The sequence below is a fragment of the uncultured Bradyrhizobium sp. genome (assembly GCF_936943645.1).
Classification (GTDB): Bacteria; Pseudomonadota; Alphaproteobacteria; order Rhizobiales; family Xanthobacteraceae; genus Bradyrhizobium.
On record NZ_CAKZJO010000052.1, the window covers coordinates 57,881 to 74,275 of the forward strand.

13 protein-coding genes are annotated in these 16,395 nt (G+C 64.5%); 7 read left to right on the top strand and 6 right to left on the bottom strand.

All coding sequences use genetic code 11. The features are described from left to right. The first annotated feature begins 36 nt into the window (after positions 1-36). A complete protein-coding gene (locus Q0743_RS11160) occupies positions 37-819 on the top strand; it encodes a sterol desaturase family protein (protein WP_298241576.1) in 783 nt (260 codons plus the stop codon). A gap of 19 nt (positions 820-838) precedes the next feature. On the opposite strand, the gene Q0743_RS11165 is transcribed toward Q0743_RS11160, so the two are convergent. Beyond that, complete coding sequence (locus tag Q0743_RS11165; protein WP_298241577.1) at positions 839-2,776, bottom strand: M3 family oligoendopeptidase; 1,938 nt, start codon at positions 2,774-2,776, stop codon at positions 839-841. A 127-nt stretch (positions 2,777-2,903) separates the two neighbouring features. Between Q0743_RS11165 and Q0743_RS11170 the strand changes: the two genes are divergently transcribed. The 3 genes from Q0743_RS11170 (at position 2,904) to Q0743_RS11180 (ending at position 8,840) form a co-directional block, all read left to right on the top strand. Beyond that, positions 2,904-4,400: a sigma-54 dependent transcriptional regulator gene (locus Q0743_RS11170; protein ID WP_298241578.1), complete on the top strand. Its 1,497-nt coding sequence runs from the start codon at positions 2,904-2,906 to the stop codon at positions 4,398-4,400. Positions 4,401-4,747: 347 nt separating this feature from the next. Then, positions 4,748-6,958: a L,D-transpeptidase family protein gene (locus Q0743_RS11175; protein ID WP_298241579.1), complete on the top strand. Its 2,211-nt coding sequence runs from the start codon at positions 4,748-4,750 to the stop codon at positions 6,956-6,958. Positions 6,959-7,229: 271 nt separating this feature from the next. Further along, positions 7,230-8,840 (top strand): DUF882 domain-containing protein, encoded by a 1,611-nt coding sequence (locus Q0743_RS11180; protein ID WP_298241580.1) that lies wholly within the window; start codon positions 7,230-7,232, stop codon positions 8,838-8,840. A 114-nt stretch (positions 8,841-8,954) separates the two neighbouring features. Here the strand turns inward: Q0743_RS11180 and Q0743_RS11185 are convergent, their stop codons facing one another. From Q0743_RS11185 to Q0743_RS11195, 3 genes are all read right to left on the bottom strand, one after another. Further along, positions 8,955-9,380 carry a DUF1801 domain-containing protein gene (locus Q0743_RS11185; protein WP_298241581.1) on the bottom strand — a complete coding sequence of 142 codons (426 nt, stop codon included), beginning with the start codon at positions 9,378-9,380 and terminating at the stop codon, positions 8,955-8,957. Positions 9,381-9,509: 129 nt separating this feature from the next. Continuing rightward, the gene (locus tag Q0743_RS11190; RefSeq protein WP_097659825.1) at positions 9,510-9,782 is read right to left on the bottom strand and encodes a DUF2312 domain-containing protein; all 273 of its coding nucleotides are present in this window, start codon (positions 9,780-9,782) and stop codon (positions 9,510-9,512) included. 189 nt (positions 9,783-9,971) lie between these two features. Further along, positions 9,972-10,283, bottom strand: coding sequence for a DUF1244 domain-containing protein (locus Q0743_RS11195; RefSeq protein ID WP_298241582.1), 312 nt, complete (start codon positions 10,281-10,283; stop codon positions 9,972-9,974). Between the two features lie 191 nt (positions 10,284-10,474). On the opposite strand from Q0743_RS11195, the gene Q0743_RS11200 reads away from it, so the two are divergent. Together Q0743_RS11200 and pyk are read left to right on the top strand one after the other, a co-directional pair. Continuing rightward, positions 10,475-11,071 (top strand): DUF1036 domain-containing protein, encoded by a 597-nt coding sequence (locus tag Q0743_RS11200; protein WP_298241583.1) that lies wholly within the window; start codon positions 10,475-10,477, stop codon positions 11,069-11,071. Then, positions 11,068-12,504, top strand: a complete 1,437-nt coding sequence (gene pyk / locus Q0743_RS11205; protein ID WP_298241584.1) for a pyruvate kinase — start codon at positions 11,068-11,070, stop codon at positions 12,502-12,504. Before Q0743_RS11200 ends, pyk begins: the two co-directional genes overlap by 4 nt. A gap of 150 nt (positions 12,505-12,654) precedes the next feature. Here the strand turns inward: pyk and Q0743_RS11210 are convergent, their stop codons facing one another. Then, the gene (locus Q0743_RS11210; RefSeq protein ID WP_100179423.1) at positions 12,655-13,335 is read right to left on the bottom strand and encodes a TetR/AcrR family transcriptional regulator; all 681 of its coding nucleotides are present in this window, start codon (positions 13,333-13,335) and stop codon (positions 12,655-12,657) included. A 220-nt stretch (positions 13,336-13,555) separates the two neighbouring features. Continuing rightward, positions 13,556-14,542 (bottom strand): M23 family metallopeptidase, encoded by a 987-nt coding sequence (locus Q0743_RS11215; RefSeq protein WP_298241585.1) that lies wholly within the window; start codon positions 14,540-14,542, stop codon positions 13,556-13,558. 1,060 nt (positions 14,543-15,602) lie between these two features. On the opposite strand from Q0743_RS11215, the gene Q0743_RS11220 reads away from it, so the two are divergent. Continuing rightward, positions 15,603-16,334 (top strand): hypothetical protein, encoded by a 732-nt coding sequence (locus tag Q0743_RS11220; RefSeq protein ID WP_298241586.1) that lies wholly within the window; start codon positions 15,603-15,605, stop codon positions 16,332-16,334. Positions 16,335-16,395 lie beyond the last annotated feature (61 nt).

A 16,395-nucleotide genomic window follows, 5' to 3' on the forward strand; every position in this document is an offset into this window, starting at 1 on the left:
TGGAATCAACTTACACCGTAAGGGTGGAGCGAAACGATGTCAGCGATTGACCTGTTTGGCCTGCTGGTGCCCGTGACCTATCTTGCGATGCTCGCCATCGAGCGCCTGATCCCGGCGCGGCAGTTTCCCGACATTCCCTATTGGCGGCTCAGGGGATTCTGCTTCCTGACGGTGCAAGGTCTGCTGGCGGCGTTGACCCCGTTGCTGATCCCGGAAGCCTGGCTGGAGCGGCACAGGCTGATGGATCTCACCGGCCTCGGCGTCGCCGGCGGCGCGGTGCTCGGCTATGCCGTGCTGTCACTCGTCAATTACGGCTGGCACCGCAGCGCGCACAGATTTCCCGTGATGTGGCGGCTGTTCCATCAGATCCATCACAGCCCGCAACGCATGGACATGTCGGGCGCGGCGCTCTTTCATCCACTGGAGACGATCGCGTTCTTTGCGATCGCGTCGGTGGTGACGACGCTGGTCCTCGGGCTCGATCCGGTCGCGGCGGCTGCGACCGGCTACATCGCCGCCTTCTACGGTTACTTCCAGCACATGAACGTGCGTACCCCGCAATGGCTCGGCTTCATCATCCAGCGGCCGGAGGCGCACTGCATCCATCACCAGCGTGACGTGCACGCCTTCAACTATGGCGACCTGCCGATCTGGGACATGCTGTTCGGCACCTTCCGCAATCCGGCGAGCTTCGATGGCCCGGTCGGCTTCGACAAGCCCGCGACCGATCGGCTTGGCGCGATGCTCGGCTTCGTCGACGTGAACGAACCCGCGGCCGGGCAGAACAGCCTCGGCCGCGGCCCCAACGCAAGCATCTGACGCGCGTGGTCTACGCGGCTCAGCCCATCGCCTCGAGCTCGTCGATCATGCCGGCGATGACACTCAGGCCGCCGTCCCAGAACTTCGGGTCCTTGGCATCGAGCCCGAACGGACGCAGCAACTCGGAATAATGCTTGGTGCCGCCGGCGGCGAGCATGTCGAGATAGCGCTCGGCAAAGCCCTCGGCCGCGTTCTCGTACACGGCATAGAGCGAGTTCACGAGACAATCGCCGAAGGCATAGGCGTAGACGTAGAACGGCGAATGGATGAAGTGCGGGATGTACATCCAGTAGTTCTCGTAGCCCGCCTTGATCTCGATCGCCGGCCCGAGGCTTTCGCCTTGCACCGACAGCCAGATCTCGCCGAGCCGCGTCGCGGTGAGCTCGCCGTTCTTGCGCTCGGTGTGGACCGCGCGCTCGAAGGAGTAGAACGCGATCTGCCGCACCACGGTGTTGATCATGTCCTCGACCTTGCCGGCGAGCAGCGCCTGGCGCTGCTTGGCGCTCTTGGTCTGCGCGAGCAGCCGCCGGAAGGTCAGCATCTCGCCGAACACGCTGGCGGTCTCCGCCAGCGTCAGCGGCGTCGGCGCCATCAACGCGCCGTTCTTCGCAGCCAGCACCTGATGCACGCCGTGGCCGAGCTCGTGCGCGAGCGTCATCACGTCGCGCGGCTTGCCCTGGTAGTTCATGAGCACATAAGGGTGCGCGGAGGGCGTGGTCGGATGCGAGAACGCACCCGGCGCCTTGCCCGGCCGCACCGGCGCGTCGATCCAGCGATCGGTGAAGAAGCGCTCGGCGATATCAGCCATTTTGGGCGAGAAGCCACGATAGGCCGTCAGCACCATGTTGCGCGCATCGGGCCAGCCGATGACGTCAGTCGCGGCAAAGGGCAGCGGCGCGTTGCGGTCCCAATAGGCCAGCCGCTTCTTGCCGAACCATTTTGCTTTCAGCGCATAATAGCGATGCGACAATTTCGGATAGGCTGCACGGACGGAGGCGACCAGCGCATCGACGACCTCGCGCTCGACGCGGTTGTTGAGGTGGCGGGAATCCGCGACGTCCTGAAACCCGCGCCAGCGATCGGAGATGTCCTTGTCCTTGGCAAGCGTGTTGGTGATCAGCGCAAAGGTGCGCTCATTGGCCTTGAAGGTCTTTGCCAGCGCTTCCGCCGCGCTCTTGCGCTTCGAGCCGTCGCGGTCCTGCAGGAAGTTGAGTGTCGGCTCGATCGCCAGCTCCTTGGCCCCGACCTTGAAGCGCAATCCGGAGATGGTCTGGTCGAACAGCCGGTTGAAGGCGGAATAGCCGGTCTGCGCCTTCTCCAGGAACAGCTGCTCGAGCTTGTCGTCGAGCTGGTACGGCTTCTCCTTGCGGAGATCCTCGATCCATGGGCGGTAGTGCGCGAGCTCAGGGGCCTGCATCGCGCGGTTCAAAATATCGTCATCGACACGGTTGAGCTCGAGCGCAAAGAACAGAAGATGCGTGGACGCTGCCGTCAGCCGCTCGGAGACATCGCCGTAAAACTTTGAAATCGCAGGGTCCACGCTGTCACCGGCATGGACGAGGCCGGCATAGGAGCCAAGGCGGCCGGCGAGATCGTCGATCGCCTCATAGCGTCGCACGGCCTCCGCGAGCCATTTTCCGCCATCTTCGTTTGCTGTCCCTGTCGCGAGCTTGCCCTTGTAGTCGGTCTCGAACGCGACGCAGTCGGCATCCATCTTTTCGAGATCGCGTGCCACTTCCGGCGCATCGATCCCGGAATAGAGATCGGCGAGGTTCCACTCGGGAAGCTTGCCGGTCTTGCTCGCAGGCTTTGCGAGTGACGTCTTGGAGGACTTTGCCTTGGCTGCAGATTTCTTGACGGCCGATGTCTTGACGGCCGATGTCTTGGCGGCAGGCTTGCGGAGAGCGGGCTTTTTAAGAGCGGACTTTTTTAGGGCGTTCTTGGAGCGCGAATTCATTGTGTGGGAAACCTGTGTTCAACAATCGCGGCGGCGGGCGGGGGCATCAAGGTTTAAGAGTGCGTTAATCGGCTTCGGCCAGAGTGACCCGATTCGAGACAGATAGTAGTAGCGTGCGGGGAGCACCATGGCTGCCAGTATTTTGATCGCCGACGACGACGCCGTAGCCCGCCGGCTGGTCGAGAACATGGTGCAGAAATGCGGCTATGAGACGGTCGTCGTGGACTCCGGCGATGCCGCGATCGCCGCGCTCACCGCCCCGGACGCGCCAGCCATCGACGCCGTGATCCTCGATCTCGTCATGCCTGGCCTCGACGGTATGGGCGTGCTGGCGAAAATCCGCGAAGCAGGCCTCAGCGTTCCCGTTATCGTGCAGACCGCCCATGGCGGCATTGACAACGTGATCTCGGCGATGCGCGCAGGCGCGGCCGATTTCGTGGTCAAGCCGGTCGGCGTGGAGCGGCTCCAGGTCTCGCTTCGCAACGCTCTCAACGCCTCCGCGCTCAAGGGCGAATTGCAGCGCATCCGGCACAGCCGCGAGGGGCGGCTGACCTTCTCCGATATCATCACCCGCGCCGAGGCCATGGCGCCGGTCATGCGCGCCGCGCAGAAGGCCGCGAACTCCGCCATTCCCGTGCTGATCGAAGGCGATTCAGGCGTCGGCAAGGAGATGTTCGCGCGCGCCATCCATGGCAGCGGCGAGCGCAAGACCAAGCCCTTCGTCGCGGTCAATTGCGGCGCGATCCCCGACAACCTCGTCGAGTCCATTCTGTTCGGCCATGAAAAGGGTGCCTTCACCGGCGCCACCGAGCGGCACATGGGCAAGTTCGTCGAGGCCCATGGCGGCACGCTGTTTCTGGACGAGGTCAGCGAGCTGCCGCTGACCGCGCAGGTCAAGCTGCTGCGCGCGCTCCAGGAAGGCGCCGTGGAAGCCGTCGGTGGCCGCAAGCCGGTCAAGGTCGACGTCCGCATCGTCTCGGCGACGAACCGCAAGCTGCTGGAGCGGGTGAAGCAGGGACACTTCCGGGAGGACCTGTTCTATCGTCTGCACGTGCTGCCGCTGACCATCCCCTCGCTGCGAGCCCGACGCGAGGACATCCCGCATCTGCTGCGGCATTTCCTGGCGCGCTTTGCCGCCGAGGAGAACCGCCAGATCACCGGCATCAGCGGCGAGGCCATGGCCCATCTCGCCCAGCTCGACTGGCCCGGCAACATCCGCCAGCTCGAAAACGCGGTCTATCGTGCGGTGGTGATGAGCGACGGCGACCAGCTCGGCCTCAATGATTTCCCCCTGCTCGCCTCGCAGCCGCAACCCATCAACGAGATTCCGACCGCGCCGCTGATGCTCGAGCCGACGGCCACCCCTTCGGTGGTATCGGGTAATGAAATACCAATCGCTCCGCTCCCCGCCGCGGGAACTCTGGCCATGCTGACCCCGACCGGCGACGTCCGTCCGCTCGACGACATGGAGAACGAGATCATCCGCTTTGCGATCTCGCATTATCGCGGCCAGATGTCCGAAGTGGCCCGCCGCCTCAAAATCGGCCGCTCCACCCTCTACCGCAAACTCGACGAGGCCGGGGTTCCCGGACATGGCGGGAAAAGCGGCGAGGAGACGCACTGAGCCTCATGCGAACGGAGGTTCGCAGGGCGATGCGAGAGTGGCTGTAAGCCGTTCGCATGACGACAGAATTCGACCGCGACTTGAACCGTGACTTGGAAGTGACAGACACAGGGAAAAGCGCGCGGGGCAAGCGCACAATCCGTTGCCAAGAGGCGCCCTTGAAGTCAGTTTGGCGTGAGTTGTCCCGGTTAGCGCTGGCTGCAAAATCGGGGCCTGTATATCGTCTGCGTGGGAATCGTTGCGTGCAGGCGTGCAACTTTCGAGAGGCCGGCGCGATTTAGCCGAAGCTCATTAGGCGATAACGAAGCTGTTCCATGAGGGACAGTTCACCCGAGGGGTGCGACACAATGCGGAACTGTTTGAACCACCGTGCGGGCTTCGACCGTGTCTTGATGACGGTCGCGGCAACCTTCCTCACGGTGTCGGCCAGCGCGGCCCTGGCGCAGGATCAGGCGCGCAGCAGCGCCGCCGAGCTCGCGATCGAAGCCGCGATCCCGCGTCCCGAGCCGGCCAACGTCCCGCCGCCGACCGCTTCCGACATCAAGCTCGACACCACCGCCACCGTTCAGGATCCTGCCAAGGAAACTGCGAAGGATCCGGTGAAGGCGGAGGCTGCGCCCGCGCCGGCCGCAGACAAGGTCGAGACCAAGCCGGCCGACATTGCCACCACGCCCGTGCCCGAGGCGCCGAAGAGCGAGACCGCCAAAACCGAACCAGCGAAGTCCGAACCCGCGAAGGCGGATACCGCAACTGCAACGCCGGCCGCGCCTGCCGCTCCCGCCACGGCAGCGGCTCCGGCGACCGAGCCGGTGAAGGCCGCGAGCAACGTTCCCGCCGCCGATCAGCCGGTCGCCGACAAGCTCAAGGATATCATCGGCGCCAAGACGTCGCGCTATTTCGACCGCAAGAACGAGCGCGCGGCGATCGAGAAATTTTATGGCGCACGCGACTTCGCGCCGGTCTGGACCCAGGGCGGCAGCCTGACCGCTGCAGCCAAGGGCGTCATCGCCCGGCTGAAGGACGCGGCCTCCGACGGTCTCAACCCCGCAGACTATGCGGTGCCGGATTTCGCCGGCGCCACCACGCCGGATGCGCTCGCCGATGCCGAGCTGAAGCTCACCGCCAGCATGTTCGACTATGCGCGCCAGGCCCAGAGCGGCCGCATGCATTGGTCGCAGGTCTCTGGCGACATCCTCTATCCCGAGCATCCGGTCGACCCGAACGAGGTGCTCGCCAAGATCACCACCGCGACCGACGCATCCGCCGCGCTCGACAGCTACAACCCGCCGCACAAGCTCTACAAGGAGCTGAAGGCCAAGCTCGCGGAGCTGCGTGGTCAGGGCAACGGCCCGGTGATCGAGATCGCCGACGGCCCGTCGCTGAAATACATCCCGGCCACCAAGAAGCAGGCTGAGATCGTCGTGGAAGATCCGCGCGTGCCGCAGCTCCGCGCCAAGCTCGGTCTCGCCGAGAACGCGAACGATACCCGCTACGACGCCACTGTCGCCGGCGCCGTGCGAAAATTCCAGAGCGGCGCCGAGATGAAGGCGACCGGCATTCTCGACGACAAGACGGTCAAGGCGCTCAACACGCCCAAGCGCGACAAGCAGATCGACGTCGTGCTGGTCAACATGGAGCGCTGGCGCTGGCTGCCGCGCGACCTCGGCGCGCCCTCGCTGGGCGATGCCTATGTGATCCTCAACATTCCCGACTACACGCTGAAGGTGATGCAGCGCGGCCAGCAGGTCTGGACCACCCGCGTCGTCACCGGCAAGCCGGGCACGCATGCGACCCCGCTGCTGACCGAGACGATGAAGTACATCACGGTCAACCCGACCTGGAACGTGCCGCCGTCGATCGTCTACAACGAATACCTGCCGGCGCTTCAGCAGGACCCGACCGTGCTGCAGCGCATGGGCCTCAAGCTCGAACAGAACCGCGACGGCTCGGTGCACATCTCGCAGCCTCCAGGTGAAGCCAACGCGCTCGGCCGCATCCGCTTCAACTTCCCGAACAAGTTCCTGGTCTATCAGCACGACACGCCGGACAAGAACCTGTTCGCCAGGGAAGATCGCGCCTTCAGCCATGGCTGCATGCGCGTGCAATATCCGGATCAATATGCGTCCGTGCTGCTCAACATCGCCATGCCGAACGAGAAGTACACGCCCGAGCGCGTGCGCAGCATGTACGGCAAGAGCGAGGTAGACCTGAAATTCCCGACGCCGGTCCCGGTCAACATCACCTATCAGACCGCCTTCGTGGACGATGCCGGCAAGCTGCAATTCCGCAAGGACGTCTATGGCCGCGACGCGACCATGATCAACATCCTGAAGAACACCCGCGGCAAGGATCTCGAGGCCGTGGTTGCGCACTCGCAGCCGAGCTATTCGCGCCCGGCAACGACCCTGCCCTCGGGCGTTGCGGTGGCCAACAATGGCGGCGGCTTCGGCTCGTCCGGCCCGAACTTCTTCGAGCGGCTGTTCGGAGGCGGAGCCCCAACCCCGCCGCCGGCTCCGGTCGGCCGCCGGTCCCAGCAGCAGCGGGTATTTACCCGTTAATCCCCGCGGGACCTCCGCCTTTCGAATTCTGCAATGAAATCAACGGCTCCGTCCCAAGGACGGGGCCGTTTAACGTTAACCATTGTCCACTTGCCCCCCGGGCCACGGGCGTTTTTTTGCCACAGTCAACCGGTTAGGATTGTATTCTGACTTGGTTTGGGGGCGGGAAGGTCAACCTCGAATTAACCTTCTCGCTTTAAGAAAGCGTTCATCCTCTTTCGCGCGCTAACGGGGTTGGCGGGAGAGTCCATTTTGAACGCTCGTCGACTGGGTGGGCTCATACGTGCTGACGGGTCTCGCACGCCAATTCGCTGTGCTGTCGTTGTCCCATGCGGGAGTGAAGGTCGGATCCAGGATCGGCCTCGCTGCCGCATTGCTGCTGGCTGCCGCCGGCTCGGTTCATAACGCTGCCGCGCTGAACGAGACCAAGACGCTCTCCTTCCACCACACCCATTCCGGCGAAGACCTCACCGTCACCTTCAAGCGCGACGGGCGCTACGACGAAGCGGCGCTGAAGCAGCTTAACCATTTCCTGCGCGACTGGCGCACCCAGGACGAGACGGTCATGGACCGCCGCCTGTTCGACATCATCTGGGAAGTCTATCGCGACGTCGACGGCAAGCAGCCGATCCAGATCATCTCCTCCTACCGCTCCCCCGCCACCAACGCCATGCTTCGCCGCCGCTCCTCCGGGGTGGCGCGCTTCAGCCAGCACATGCTGGGACATGCGATGGACTTCTACATTCCGGGCGTGCCCCTGGAGCAGATCCGCTTCGCCGGCCTGCGCCTGCAGCGCGGCGGCGTTGGCTTCTATCCGACCTCGGGCTCGCCCTTCGTGCATCTGGACACCGGCAGCATCCGGCACTGGCCGCGCATGACGCATGACCAGCTCGCCCGCGTCTTCCCGGACGGCAAGACGGTGCATCTGCCGACCGACGGCAATCCGCTGAAGGGCTATGAACTCGCCAAGGCCGAGATCGAGCGCCGCGGCAATGGCGATGATTCCGGCAGCAGCAAGCCGAACTTCTTCGCAGCGCTGTTCAAGGGCAAGTCGGCTGCGCCGGCCGCCAGCAGCGACGAGGATGACGAGGGCGCGCCTGCGCCGGCCGCAAAGCCGTCGGCACCGACCGTCGTCGCAGCCGCCGCCAAGCCCGCCGAACTCGTGCCGACGCCGCGTGCCAAGCCGCAAATCGCCAATGCGATCCAGCTCGCCTCGGCCGATGCGCAGCTCGTTGCGCCGCCCAAGCCGAAGCCCGCGCCGGTGGCCGACAAGGCCGCTTCCGGCAAGCCGGAGACCCCGGCCGACATCATCAATGCCCGCGGCTTCTGGGATGACGTCCCGGCCGCACCGCAGCAGGCAACGCCGGCGCAGATCGCCGCGTTGAAGGCGCGCCAGGCCCTTGCCGCCGCCACCGATCCGCAACCCACCGCAAGCGTGTCCAATTCGGCCCTTCAGGCGCTGGCTTTCGCGCCGGCCGCCTCCCCGGTCGACCGCGCCAACGTCGTCGCCGCCTCGGCCCCGATCCCGCGGTCCGCGCGGCCCCGCAACGTCGCCCAGGCGACCGAGATCAACACCGTGGTCGGCAAGAGCGTCGACGGCATGGTCGCGACCGCAACCCGCCTCTCAGCCGCCAAGGGCGAGAGCGTCTGGCTCAAGATCGTGATGCTGTCGCCGAGCGCCAGCCGCGCGATGTCGGTCACGCTGATGGGCGAGCTCGATACGGCAGCGCTGCGTGGCTATTTCGTCAAGCCGCACAGCGTGATCGCGATGGGTTTTGCCGACGATCCGATGCAGGGCCTGTCCTGCGAGACGTTCTCCGGCAGCGCCACCGCAAAACTCCAGACGACGTCGTTCGTGGTCCGCACGGCCGCGCTGCGCTGATAGCTTCCACAAGCTCGGTCACGTCGCCCGGATGGAGCGCAACGCAATCCGGGAATCGCCGCGGGTGTCGAGAGATCCCGGATTCCGCTGCGCTCCATCCGGGCCACGCGTGACCTACTTGGCCTTCCTGCCCCGCCGGTCGAGATGGTAGGTCAGCGCCAGCGACAGGCAGATCGATAGCTCCTGCTTCGGCAGCTTGCCCGTCACCGGCACCAGCAATGCCCGGGTCTGCCGGTATTCGAACCGGTCGGGAAAGCGCTCGCGAAAATCGTCGATCAGGGTCGTCTTGCAGTTGAACAGGATGGCGGCAAGGTCGGAATCCTTCAGACGTCCGAGCCGGATCGTCGAGCCGCTGCCGGTCTCATGGGTCAGATAGGCAGGCTCGCCCCATTTCAGCGTTTCGGTGAGCTTGCCGACCTCGTCATGCGCCGCGGCGGCCGCGAAGATCAGCTCGCGCACCTGGAGCAGCCGCTTGCCGATCGCCAGCGGAAGCGCACTGAGGGCGCGGTTCACCTCGTGCGGCAGCGGCGGCGCGGTCACGGCAGTCTCCGTTCACGGACGAAGTGCAACACGGCGCGCTTGTAGCCTGGATTGGGTGCCGGAGCGAGACCCCGGATGGAGCGATCGCTCCATCCGGGCCACCATCAATCGTATCCGAGGCGCGATGCCTCAGAGCATCCCCAGCGCCTGCATGTAGGTCTCGAGAATCGTCTCGGCCTCGGCGCGCTCGTTGGGGTCCTGCTTGCGCAGGCGCACGATGGTGCGCAGCGCCTTGACGTCGTAGCCGTTGCCCTTGCTCTCGGCATAGACGTCGCGAATGTCGTCGGAGATCGCCTTCTTCTCTTCCTCCAGCCGCTCGATGCGCTCGATGATGGATTTGAGCTGGTCCTTGGCAAATTTCGTCGCGGGCTCGTCGTCGCGGACGGCGGCGGTGGTGGCCATCTTGGTACTCCAAATGGAACTGGCAAAACGAGGTGACGCCGGCAACCTCACCGCGCGTGCTGGCTAGAACCCTTAGGGTTGGTGCCGATCACGTTCAAGGCAGCATCGTACTCGTCCACAGCGCGCCCACACCTTCCTGCGGCAGGGCGAAGAAAGCTGTTGTGTGATGCGACTCAAGGGCGGACGAGCTCAGTGTCCGTGGCCGTGGGGATGCACCTTCTTCATCGTCTCGATCTGCTCGGGCGTCGCCGTGCCCTGGTATTTCGATTTCCAGGTCTCGTAGGGCATGCCGTAGACCGCCTCCCGGCTCTCGTCCTTGCTCAAGGTGGCGCCCTGCGCGTCGGCGGCTTCCTTGAGCCAGTTGGACAGGCAGTTGCGGCAGAAGCCCGCCAGATTCATCAGGTCGATGTTCTGGACGTCGGTCCGCGTCTTCAGATGTTCGACCAGACGCCGGAAAGCGGCCGCCTCGAGCTCGATTCTGGTCTTGTCGTCGATTGCCATGGCTGTATCCCTTGGTATCCCCTTGGTATTCCTTGGGCCGGACCCGTCTGGTCACCCTTACGGGATCAGGTGGGCTCTGTCACAGATTTTGCCATATCCCGGCGCAAACCGCCCCAGGCCGGCGTTGCCCCTCCGGGGTGGTTCCCGGGCCTACGCCAAATCGTCAATGATCTGGTATAGCTACCGCGACAATGATTGCCGAATCTCCCCGCCCCCCGCTTCGCCTGCTCGCCCGGTTGGTCCCGGTGCTGGTGGTCGCATGGCTGTGCCTTTTCACCAGCCCGGCTTCCGCCGATTTCCGCCTCTGCAACAACACGTCGAGCCGGGTCGGCATTGCGCTCGGCTACAAGGACGCCGAGGGCTGGACCACCGAAGGCTGGTGGAACATCTCCTCCCGGTCCTGCGAGACCCTGCTGCGGGGAACGCTGGTCGCCCGATACTATTACATCTACGCGATCGACTACGATCGCGGCGGCGAATGGTCGGGGCAGGCCTTCATGTGCTCGCGCGACAAGGAATTCACCATCCGCGGCACCGAGGATTGCCTCGCGCGCGGCTACGACCGGACCGGCTATTTCGAGGTCGACACCGGCGAGCAGCGGGCGTGGACGGTGCAGCTGACCGACGCCAACGAGCAGCCGGCACAGCAGCGCGTGCCCGGCCTGCCCGGTCCTGTCGGTCCGGGCGGAGTTCCGGGTTTGCCCAATAGCCCGCCCGGTGGTCCGCCCCCCGCCGCGCCTGGCCTTCCGCCAGCCGCAGCCCCGCCCCCGTCTGGAAATAAGCCATGAGGCGTCTTCGCCGTATCAAGATTCTCGCGACCCTGGGACCGGCCTCTTCAGATCTCGCGATGATCCGCCGCCTGTTCGAGGCCGGCGCCGACCTGTTTCGCATCAACATGAGCCACACCCCGCATGACAAGATGCGGGAGCTGGTGGCGACGATCCGCAATGTCGAATCGAGTTACGGCCGGCCGATCGGCATCCTGGTCGACCTGCAGGGCCCGAAGCTCCGGCTCGGCGCCTTCGCCGAAGGCTCGGTCCAGCTCCAGAACGGCCAGACCTTCACGCTCGATTCCGACAAGGCACCCGGCGATGCCACGCGCGTCCATCTTCCGCATCCGGAGATCCTGGCGGCGCTCAGGCCCGGCCACGCGCTGCTGCTCGACGACGGCAAGGTGCGCCTGATCGCCGAGGAGACCTCGAAGCAGCACGCAGTGACGCGTGTCGTGGTCGGCGGCAAGATGAGCGACCGCAAGGGCGTCAGCCTGCCCGATACCGACCTGCCGGTCTCCGCCATGACACCGAAGGATCGCGCCGACCTCGAGGCCGCGCTCGTCACCGGCGTCGACTGGATCGCGCTGTCCTTCGTGCAACGCGCCGACGACGTGCTCGAAGCCAAGAAGATGATCCGCGGCCGCGCCGCCGTGATGGCCAAGATCGAGAAGCCGCAGGCGATCGACCGCCTCGCCGACATCATCGAGGCCTCCGACGCGCTGATGGTGGCGCGCGGCGACCTCGGCGTCGAGCTGCCGCTGGAGCGCGTGCCGAGCCTGCAGAAGCAGATGACGCGGATGGCGCGCCGCGCCGGCAAGCCGGTGGTGATCGCAACGCAGATGCTGGAATCGATGATCCAGTCACCGGTGCCGACCCGCGCCGAAGTCTCCGACGTCGCCACCGCCGTCTACGAGGGCGCCGACGCCATCATGCTGTCGGCGGAATCGGCGGCCGGCAAATTCCCGGTCGAGGCGGTCTCGACCATGAACCGCATCGGCGAGGAGGTCGAGCGCGACCCGACTTATCGCTCGGTGATCATGGCCCAGCGCCCGGCGCCGGAAGCAACCGCGGGCGATGCCATCGCGGACGCCGCGCGGCAGATCGCCGAGACGCTCGACCTGCCCGCCTTGATCTGCTGGACCTCGTCGGGCTCGACCGCGGTGCGCGTGGCGCGCGAGCGGCCGAAGCCGCCGATCGTGGCGATCACGCCCAACATCACGGCAGGACGGCGGCTTGCCGTCGCCTGGGGCGTGCATTGCGTGGTGGCTGAAGATGCCCGCGACCAGGACGACATGGTCAGCCGTGCCGGCCAGATCGCGTTCCGCGACGGCTTCGTCCGCGCCGGCCAGCGCGTGCTCATCGTCGCCGGCGTTCCGCTCGGCATTCCCGGCACCACCAACATGGTGCGCATCGCCTCGGTCGGTCCCGAGGGCGACGCGAACATGTAGGCCCACTGGCGCGGCCAAAACCAAAATTGCGAAAACAACCCCATGCACAGTAGCCGGCATCGTCGGCGAAGGTGCGCGGGTTTTGTGAAAAGATGTGCTCAGGCAATGACCTGAGCACGGTGAGGGCGCCACCGCGGTCGCACCGCGATTTTACGCCCCCACCAGCGCCTTCGTCGTCGGCAGCAGCGTCTGCTGCACCACCAGACCACGAGCGCGGGCGTCCATGACGCCGACGGCGCGCAGCGCCAGCAGCGTCACGGTCTGCACCGCATCGCGCATCTTGACGGGATCATCGAGATTGTCGGGCGCGAGCGGCCCGACCAGAGCCTCGTGCAGCGCGCCGAGCAGAGCGGTGGCGGCGAGCGCGGTATCCTGCGCCGGCAGGTGACCGGCACGCACGGCAGCATCGATCCGGGCCGCGATCTCGCCCGCGATCTCGCGACGGCTGGCGAGGCGTGAGGCGCTGACATCGACATCGACGGGCTCGGCCAGGATGCCCCAGGCGAGCCTTCGCTGTGACAGGGTATGGACCGCCACGGTGGTGACGGCGGCCGCCAGCGCCGAGGACGGCCCCGGCGCAGCATCGGCCGCCCGCCGGATCGCCGCGAGCTCGTCGCGGGACACCTCGGCAATGAGTTCGGAGATCAGCTCGGCCTTGGAGGGGAAGTAGCGGTAGACCGTGCCGGCCGCGACATTGGCCCGGACCGCGACCGGCGCGATCTGCACCGCCGCCATCCCGCCTTCCGCCGCGGCCTCCCGCGCCGCCGCCAGAATCGCGCTGCGCCGCGCCGCAAGGCGCTTAACCACTTGATGCGTCCGCCGATAAACCATGGCGCGCTTCCTGTCCCACACGCCTGCCGCACGCCCTGCGGCCGAACGCTTCGTCACTCAAAAGATGCAAATCGCCCCGCAAGGACTGAACAACTATTCAGGAGAGATGACAAGATGGGAAATGCATAGCGCGCCGCAGTGGCCGGACTGGAGCGTCAACTCTGGCCGTGACGGCCTCGTCCCGGAAGCCGCCCAAGCGGACCGAGCGGGAGATGGATGGCTATTGCGCGATATCCAGCGCGAAGGACCGCCGCGCGATCTCGGCGCCTTGCCGGCGCAGAACGAAAGTCGCCCGATAGCTGCCGACTGGCCAAGTGGAGCCTGCGCGCTTTCGCCCAGCCGAGATGAAATACTGAGCCTGGTCCCGTGGCAGCTTCGGCGCGCGATACTCCGCGACGACTTGCCCCCCGGGTGACCTCAGCTCGAGCGCCTGCTCGTCGTCGGCCTGAAGTCCGATGGCGCGAACATACGCAACGATGGCGGCCGATTGCGAGCCAGGCAAGGATCGCTTGACCTCACCTGTCTCGATCTCGTCCATGGTCACCACTCGATCGGCAAAACCGGCATTGATGATCTCGGTGGACGGAGTGTTCGAAACGGCGCCTTGCGTCGGCTGCCACAGCGAACGGCCCGAATTGCATTCGCCCTTCGCGGCGCCCTCGGCGAATGGATCCACAATTTTCCCGTCGTGCTTCACCGTGAAATGGAGATGTGGGAACTCCGTATTTCCGGACAGCCCCACCAGACCAAGCGCCTGCCCGGACCTGACGCTGTCACCGGGTTTCACTTTGAGACTGCCCTTGGCCATGTGGCAGTATTGCGTGCTCCAGCCATTTCCATGTTCGACGACTGCGCCGTTGCCGCACTCCCTGCCGGTGATTGCGGCTTTGCCGAGGACCTTGACCGAGACGTCATCCATGCCGTCGCGCGTGTGAGCAACGCGCCCGGGGGCGGCGGCAACGACTTCGACCCCTTTTCGCTGAACGTCCAGATCGGGCAGCCGGATGTCGGTGCCGTCATGGCCATCATAGGTTCGGTGCCCGCATCGAAAGTCTGAGGTCTTGTCCGAGGGATCATGGTCGACGTAGTTCTGGATGAAACAGGTCGCTCCCAACTCGCAAGCGACCGGCCAGGCAAACGGTTGCAGCTCGGCACTGCGAGCCGCCGACGCACAAGTGATGGCCGCGCAGACCACCGATACAGACACAAGCGCTCTCATCCGATCCGTCCGCTCTGACGAAGGGCTATCCGCCGGATTTGTCCCGTTTAAGCCAAGCTCGCATCTCTCGTGCGATGAAAACGAATCCCAAGCAGCCGAAAAGAATGAATAGCAGATGAAGCCCAAACAAGCCGACGAAGTTGAATGGGTGGTCGCCAAACGTGATCAGCTGATGGTGACTGCGCTCGCCTCTGCTGCGAAAATTCGCCCAGAGCGTCCCGGCCGAGTACCACTGGCTCAGCCTGTAGACGCTATGCACCCCCGCTATAATCGCTATTCCGGCACCGACGAACGGCATGGGTACGTGCAATCTGGCCTTCACGGGTCTCACTTGGTGTTTGGCTCCTGAGCCTCGAGGAGCAGGTCATCGCAGAAAATCGTCGGGAGGAGGCCCCTTCGTCCGCGCCCCACGTTCGTGTCGGCGCCGCTGAAGATCGATATCATTGCGCGAAATTTGCGCGCCCGCCAAGCCGCCAGATTCATCGTGTTCAGAATCGTTCAGCACTCGGCATCTCATCGTCGTCCTCGATTTTGCCCAGAGGTCCGCGAAGGAACCGGCCTTGAAATGGTGGCAAATTGCCGCAAGCAAAACGAGCGCGATCTCATTCGCTGTCTCATTGCGGTCATCGGCAAACGAAATCGATCGCGATCGAATGAGCATCTTCAAATGCTTGGACTTGCGGGTTCCAAATTTGATTCGAATCTTCGCTGCTTCGCGTGTCAGCTCGCCACATCCTCGGAAAGCAAGAGGTTGTGTGGCACTTCTTTACATCTCGAGGTTCTTATGTAGTGTCGGCAACCGGACGTTGACGCCGACCCGCGCGCAGTGTGCAGGCGACATCGATGTTCGGGGGCCGTGGTTGTGACTGGCGTTCGGAATACATTCAAAGACTGTTTGCGCGACGCAGGTTTATTGCGCACTCACCGAGGCCACGTACGCAATTCATCACCAGGCAATTCACCACCAGGCAACATCGAGAGTTCCAATTGCAGCCTCGCTACTGCCAGGCTGCGGGCGCAGCTGTCCTGCGCGACCCGAGCGAGCAGCATGAAGCGGCTCGCAGGGCTTCTTCTCGCTCTCATTATGCTTCCCATGTTGACGCCGGATCGCGCAGCAGCCGCTGAGCCATTTTCAGTGCGGTGTGAGGGTGGCGTTCCCGTCCGCCCATACTTTGCGACGTTCGACGTCGATGCCAAAGCCGTCGTCTTTGAAACGCCGCCGATCAACGTCGAGACAAATTTCGGCATCAATGCACACTCGGGAGAGATCATTTCCACGAACGATGGAAAGATCGAATTCGTGCTCCACGTCCGTCCAGGACGGCTCGACCTGATATTTGATCGCGATCAAAAGACGATGAGTTGGCCGGGGCTGGAAGACCCTACCTTCCGGCCGACATTGACCCATCAGTGCACCGTCCTGCCGCCGAGAAGCATTTTGAGCTTCCGGGTTCGCGACCCAATTCAGCATCCGATCTCGGTCCGCTGTGAGGACGCAGGGGACATATACTTCACGATGGATGCAGCTTCGAAACAAGCACTCTTCGAGCGCGGCAAGGAAGGAAGAGGGTTTCGCGGTGAAGTCACCGATGCCGGCCAGGATGAGGTCACGCTGTCGATGAATTTCGACGTCCCTCGTCGGGTCGTATGGAGCAGAAGCCGTCAGACCATCACGATCGAAGGCATCGAGGGCGATACAGCGCGACCTCGCACCGTCATGCAATGTCAGGAAATCCCGCCTCGAACAATGATGGAATTTCACAGAGACCCACCGCGGTAGAGCCTCTCTACAGCGGAAACGATCCGCTTCAGTCAATCAAGAGAAGACGAGCAACTGGCCG

Coding starts and splice junctions, on each gene's coding strand:
- Q0743_RS11200 (WP_298241583.1), top strand. CDS start 10,475: ATGATTGCCGAATCTCCCCGCCCCCCGCTTCGCCTGCTCGCCCGGTTG.
- Q0743_RS11175 (WP_298241579.1), top strand. CDS start 4,748: ATGCGGAACTGTTTGAACCACCGTGCGGGCTTCGACCGTGTCTTGATG.
- Q0743_RS11195 (WP_298241582.1), bottom strand. CDS start 10,283: ATGGCAATCGACGACAAGACCAGAATCGAGCTCGAGGCGGCCGCTTTC.
- Q0743_RS11190 (WP_097659825.1), bottom strand. CDS start 9,782: ATGGCCACCACCGCCGCCGTCCGCGACGACGAGCCCGCGACGAAATTT.
- Q0743_RS11210 (WP_100179423.1), bottom strand. CDS start 13,335: ATGGTTTATCGGCGGACGCATCAAGTGGTTAAGCGCCTTGCGGCGCGG.
- pyk (WP_298241584.1), top strand. CDS start 11,068: ATGAGGCGTCTTCGCCGTATCAAGATTCTCGCGACCCTGGGACCGGCC.
- Q0743_RS11165 (WP_298241577.1), bottom strand. CDS start 2,776: ATGAATTCGCGCTCCAAGAACGCCCTAAAAAAGTCCGCTCTTAAAAAG.
- Q0743_RS11170 (WP_298241578.1), top strand. CDS start 2,904: ATGGCTGCCAGTATTTTGATCGCCGACGACGACGCCGTAGCCCGCCGG.
- Q0743_RS11220 (WP_298241586.1), top strand. CDS start 15,603: ATGAAGCGGCTCGCAGGGCTTCTTCTCGCTCTCATTATGCTTCCCATG.
- Q0743_RS11160 (WP_298241576.1), top strand. CDS start 37: ATGTCAGCGATTGACCTGTTTGGCCTGCTGGTGCCCGTGACCTATCTT.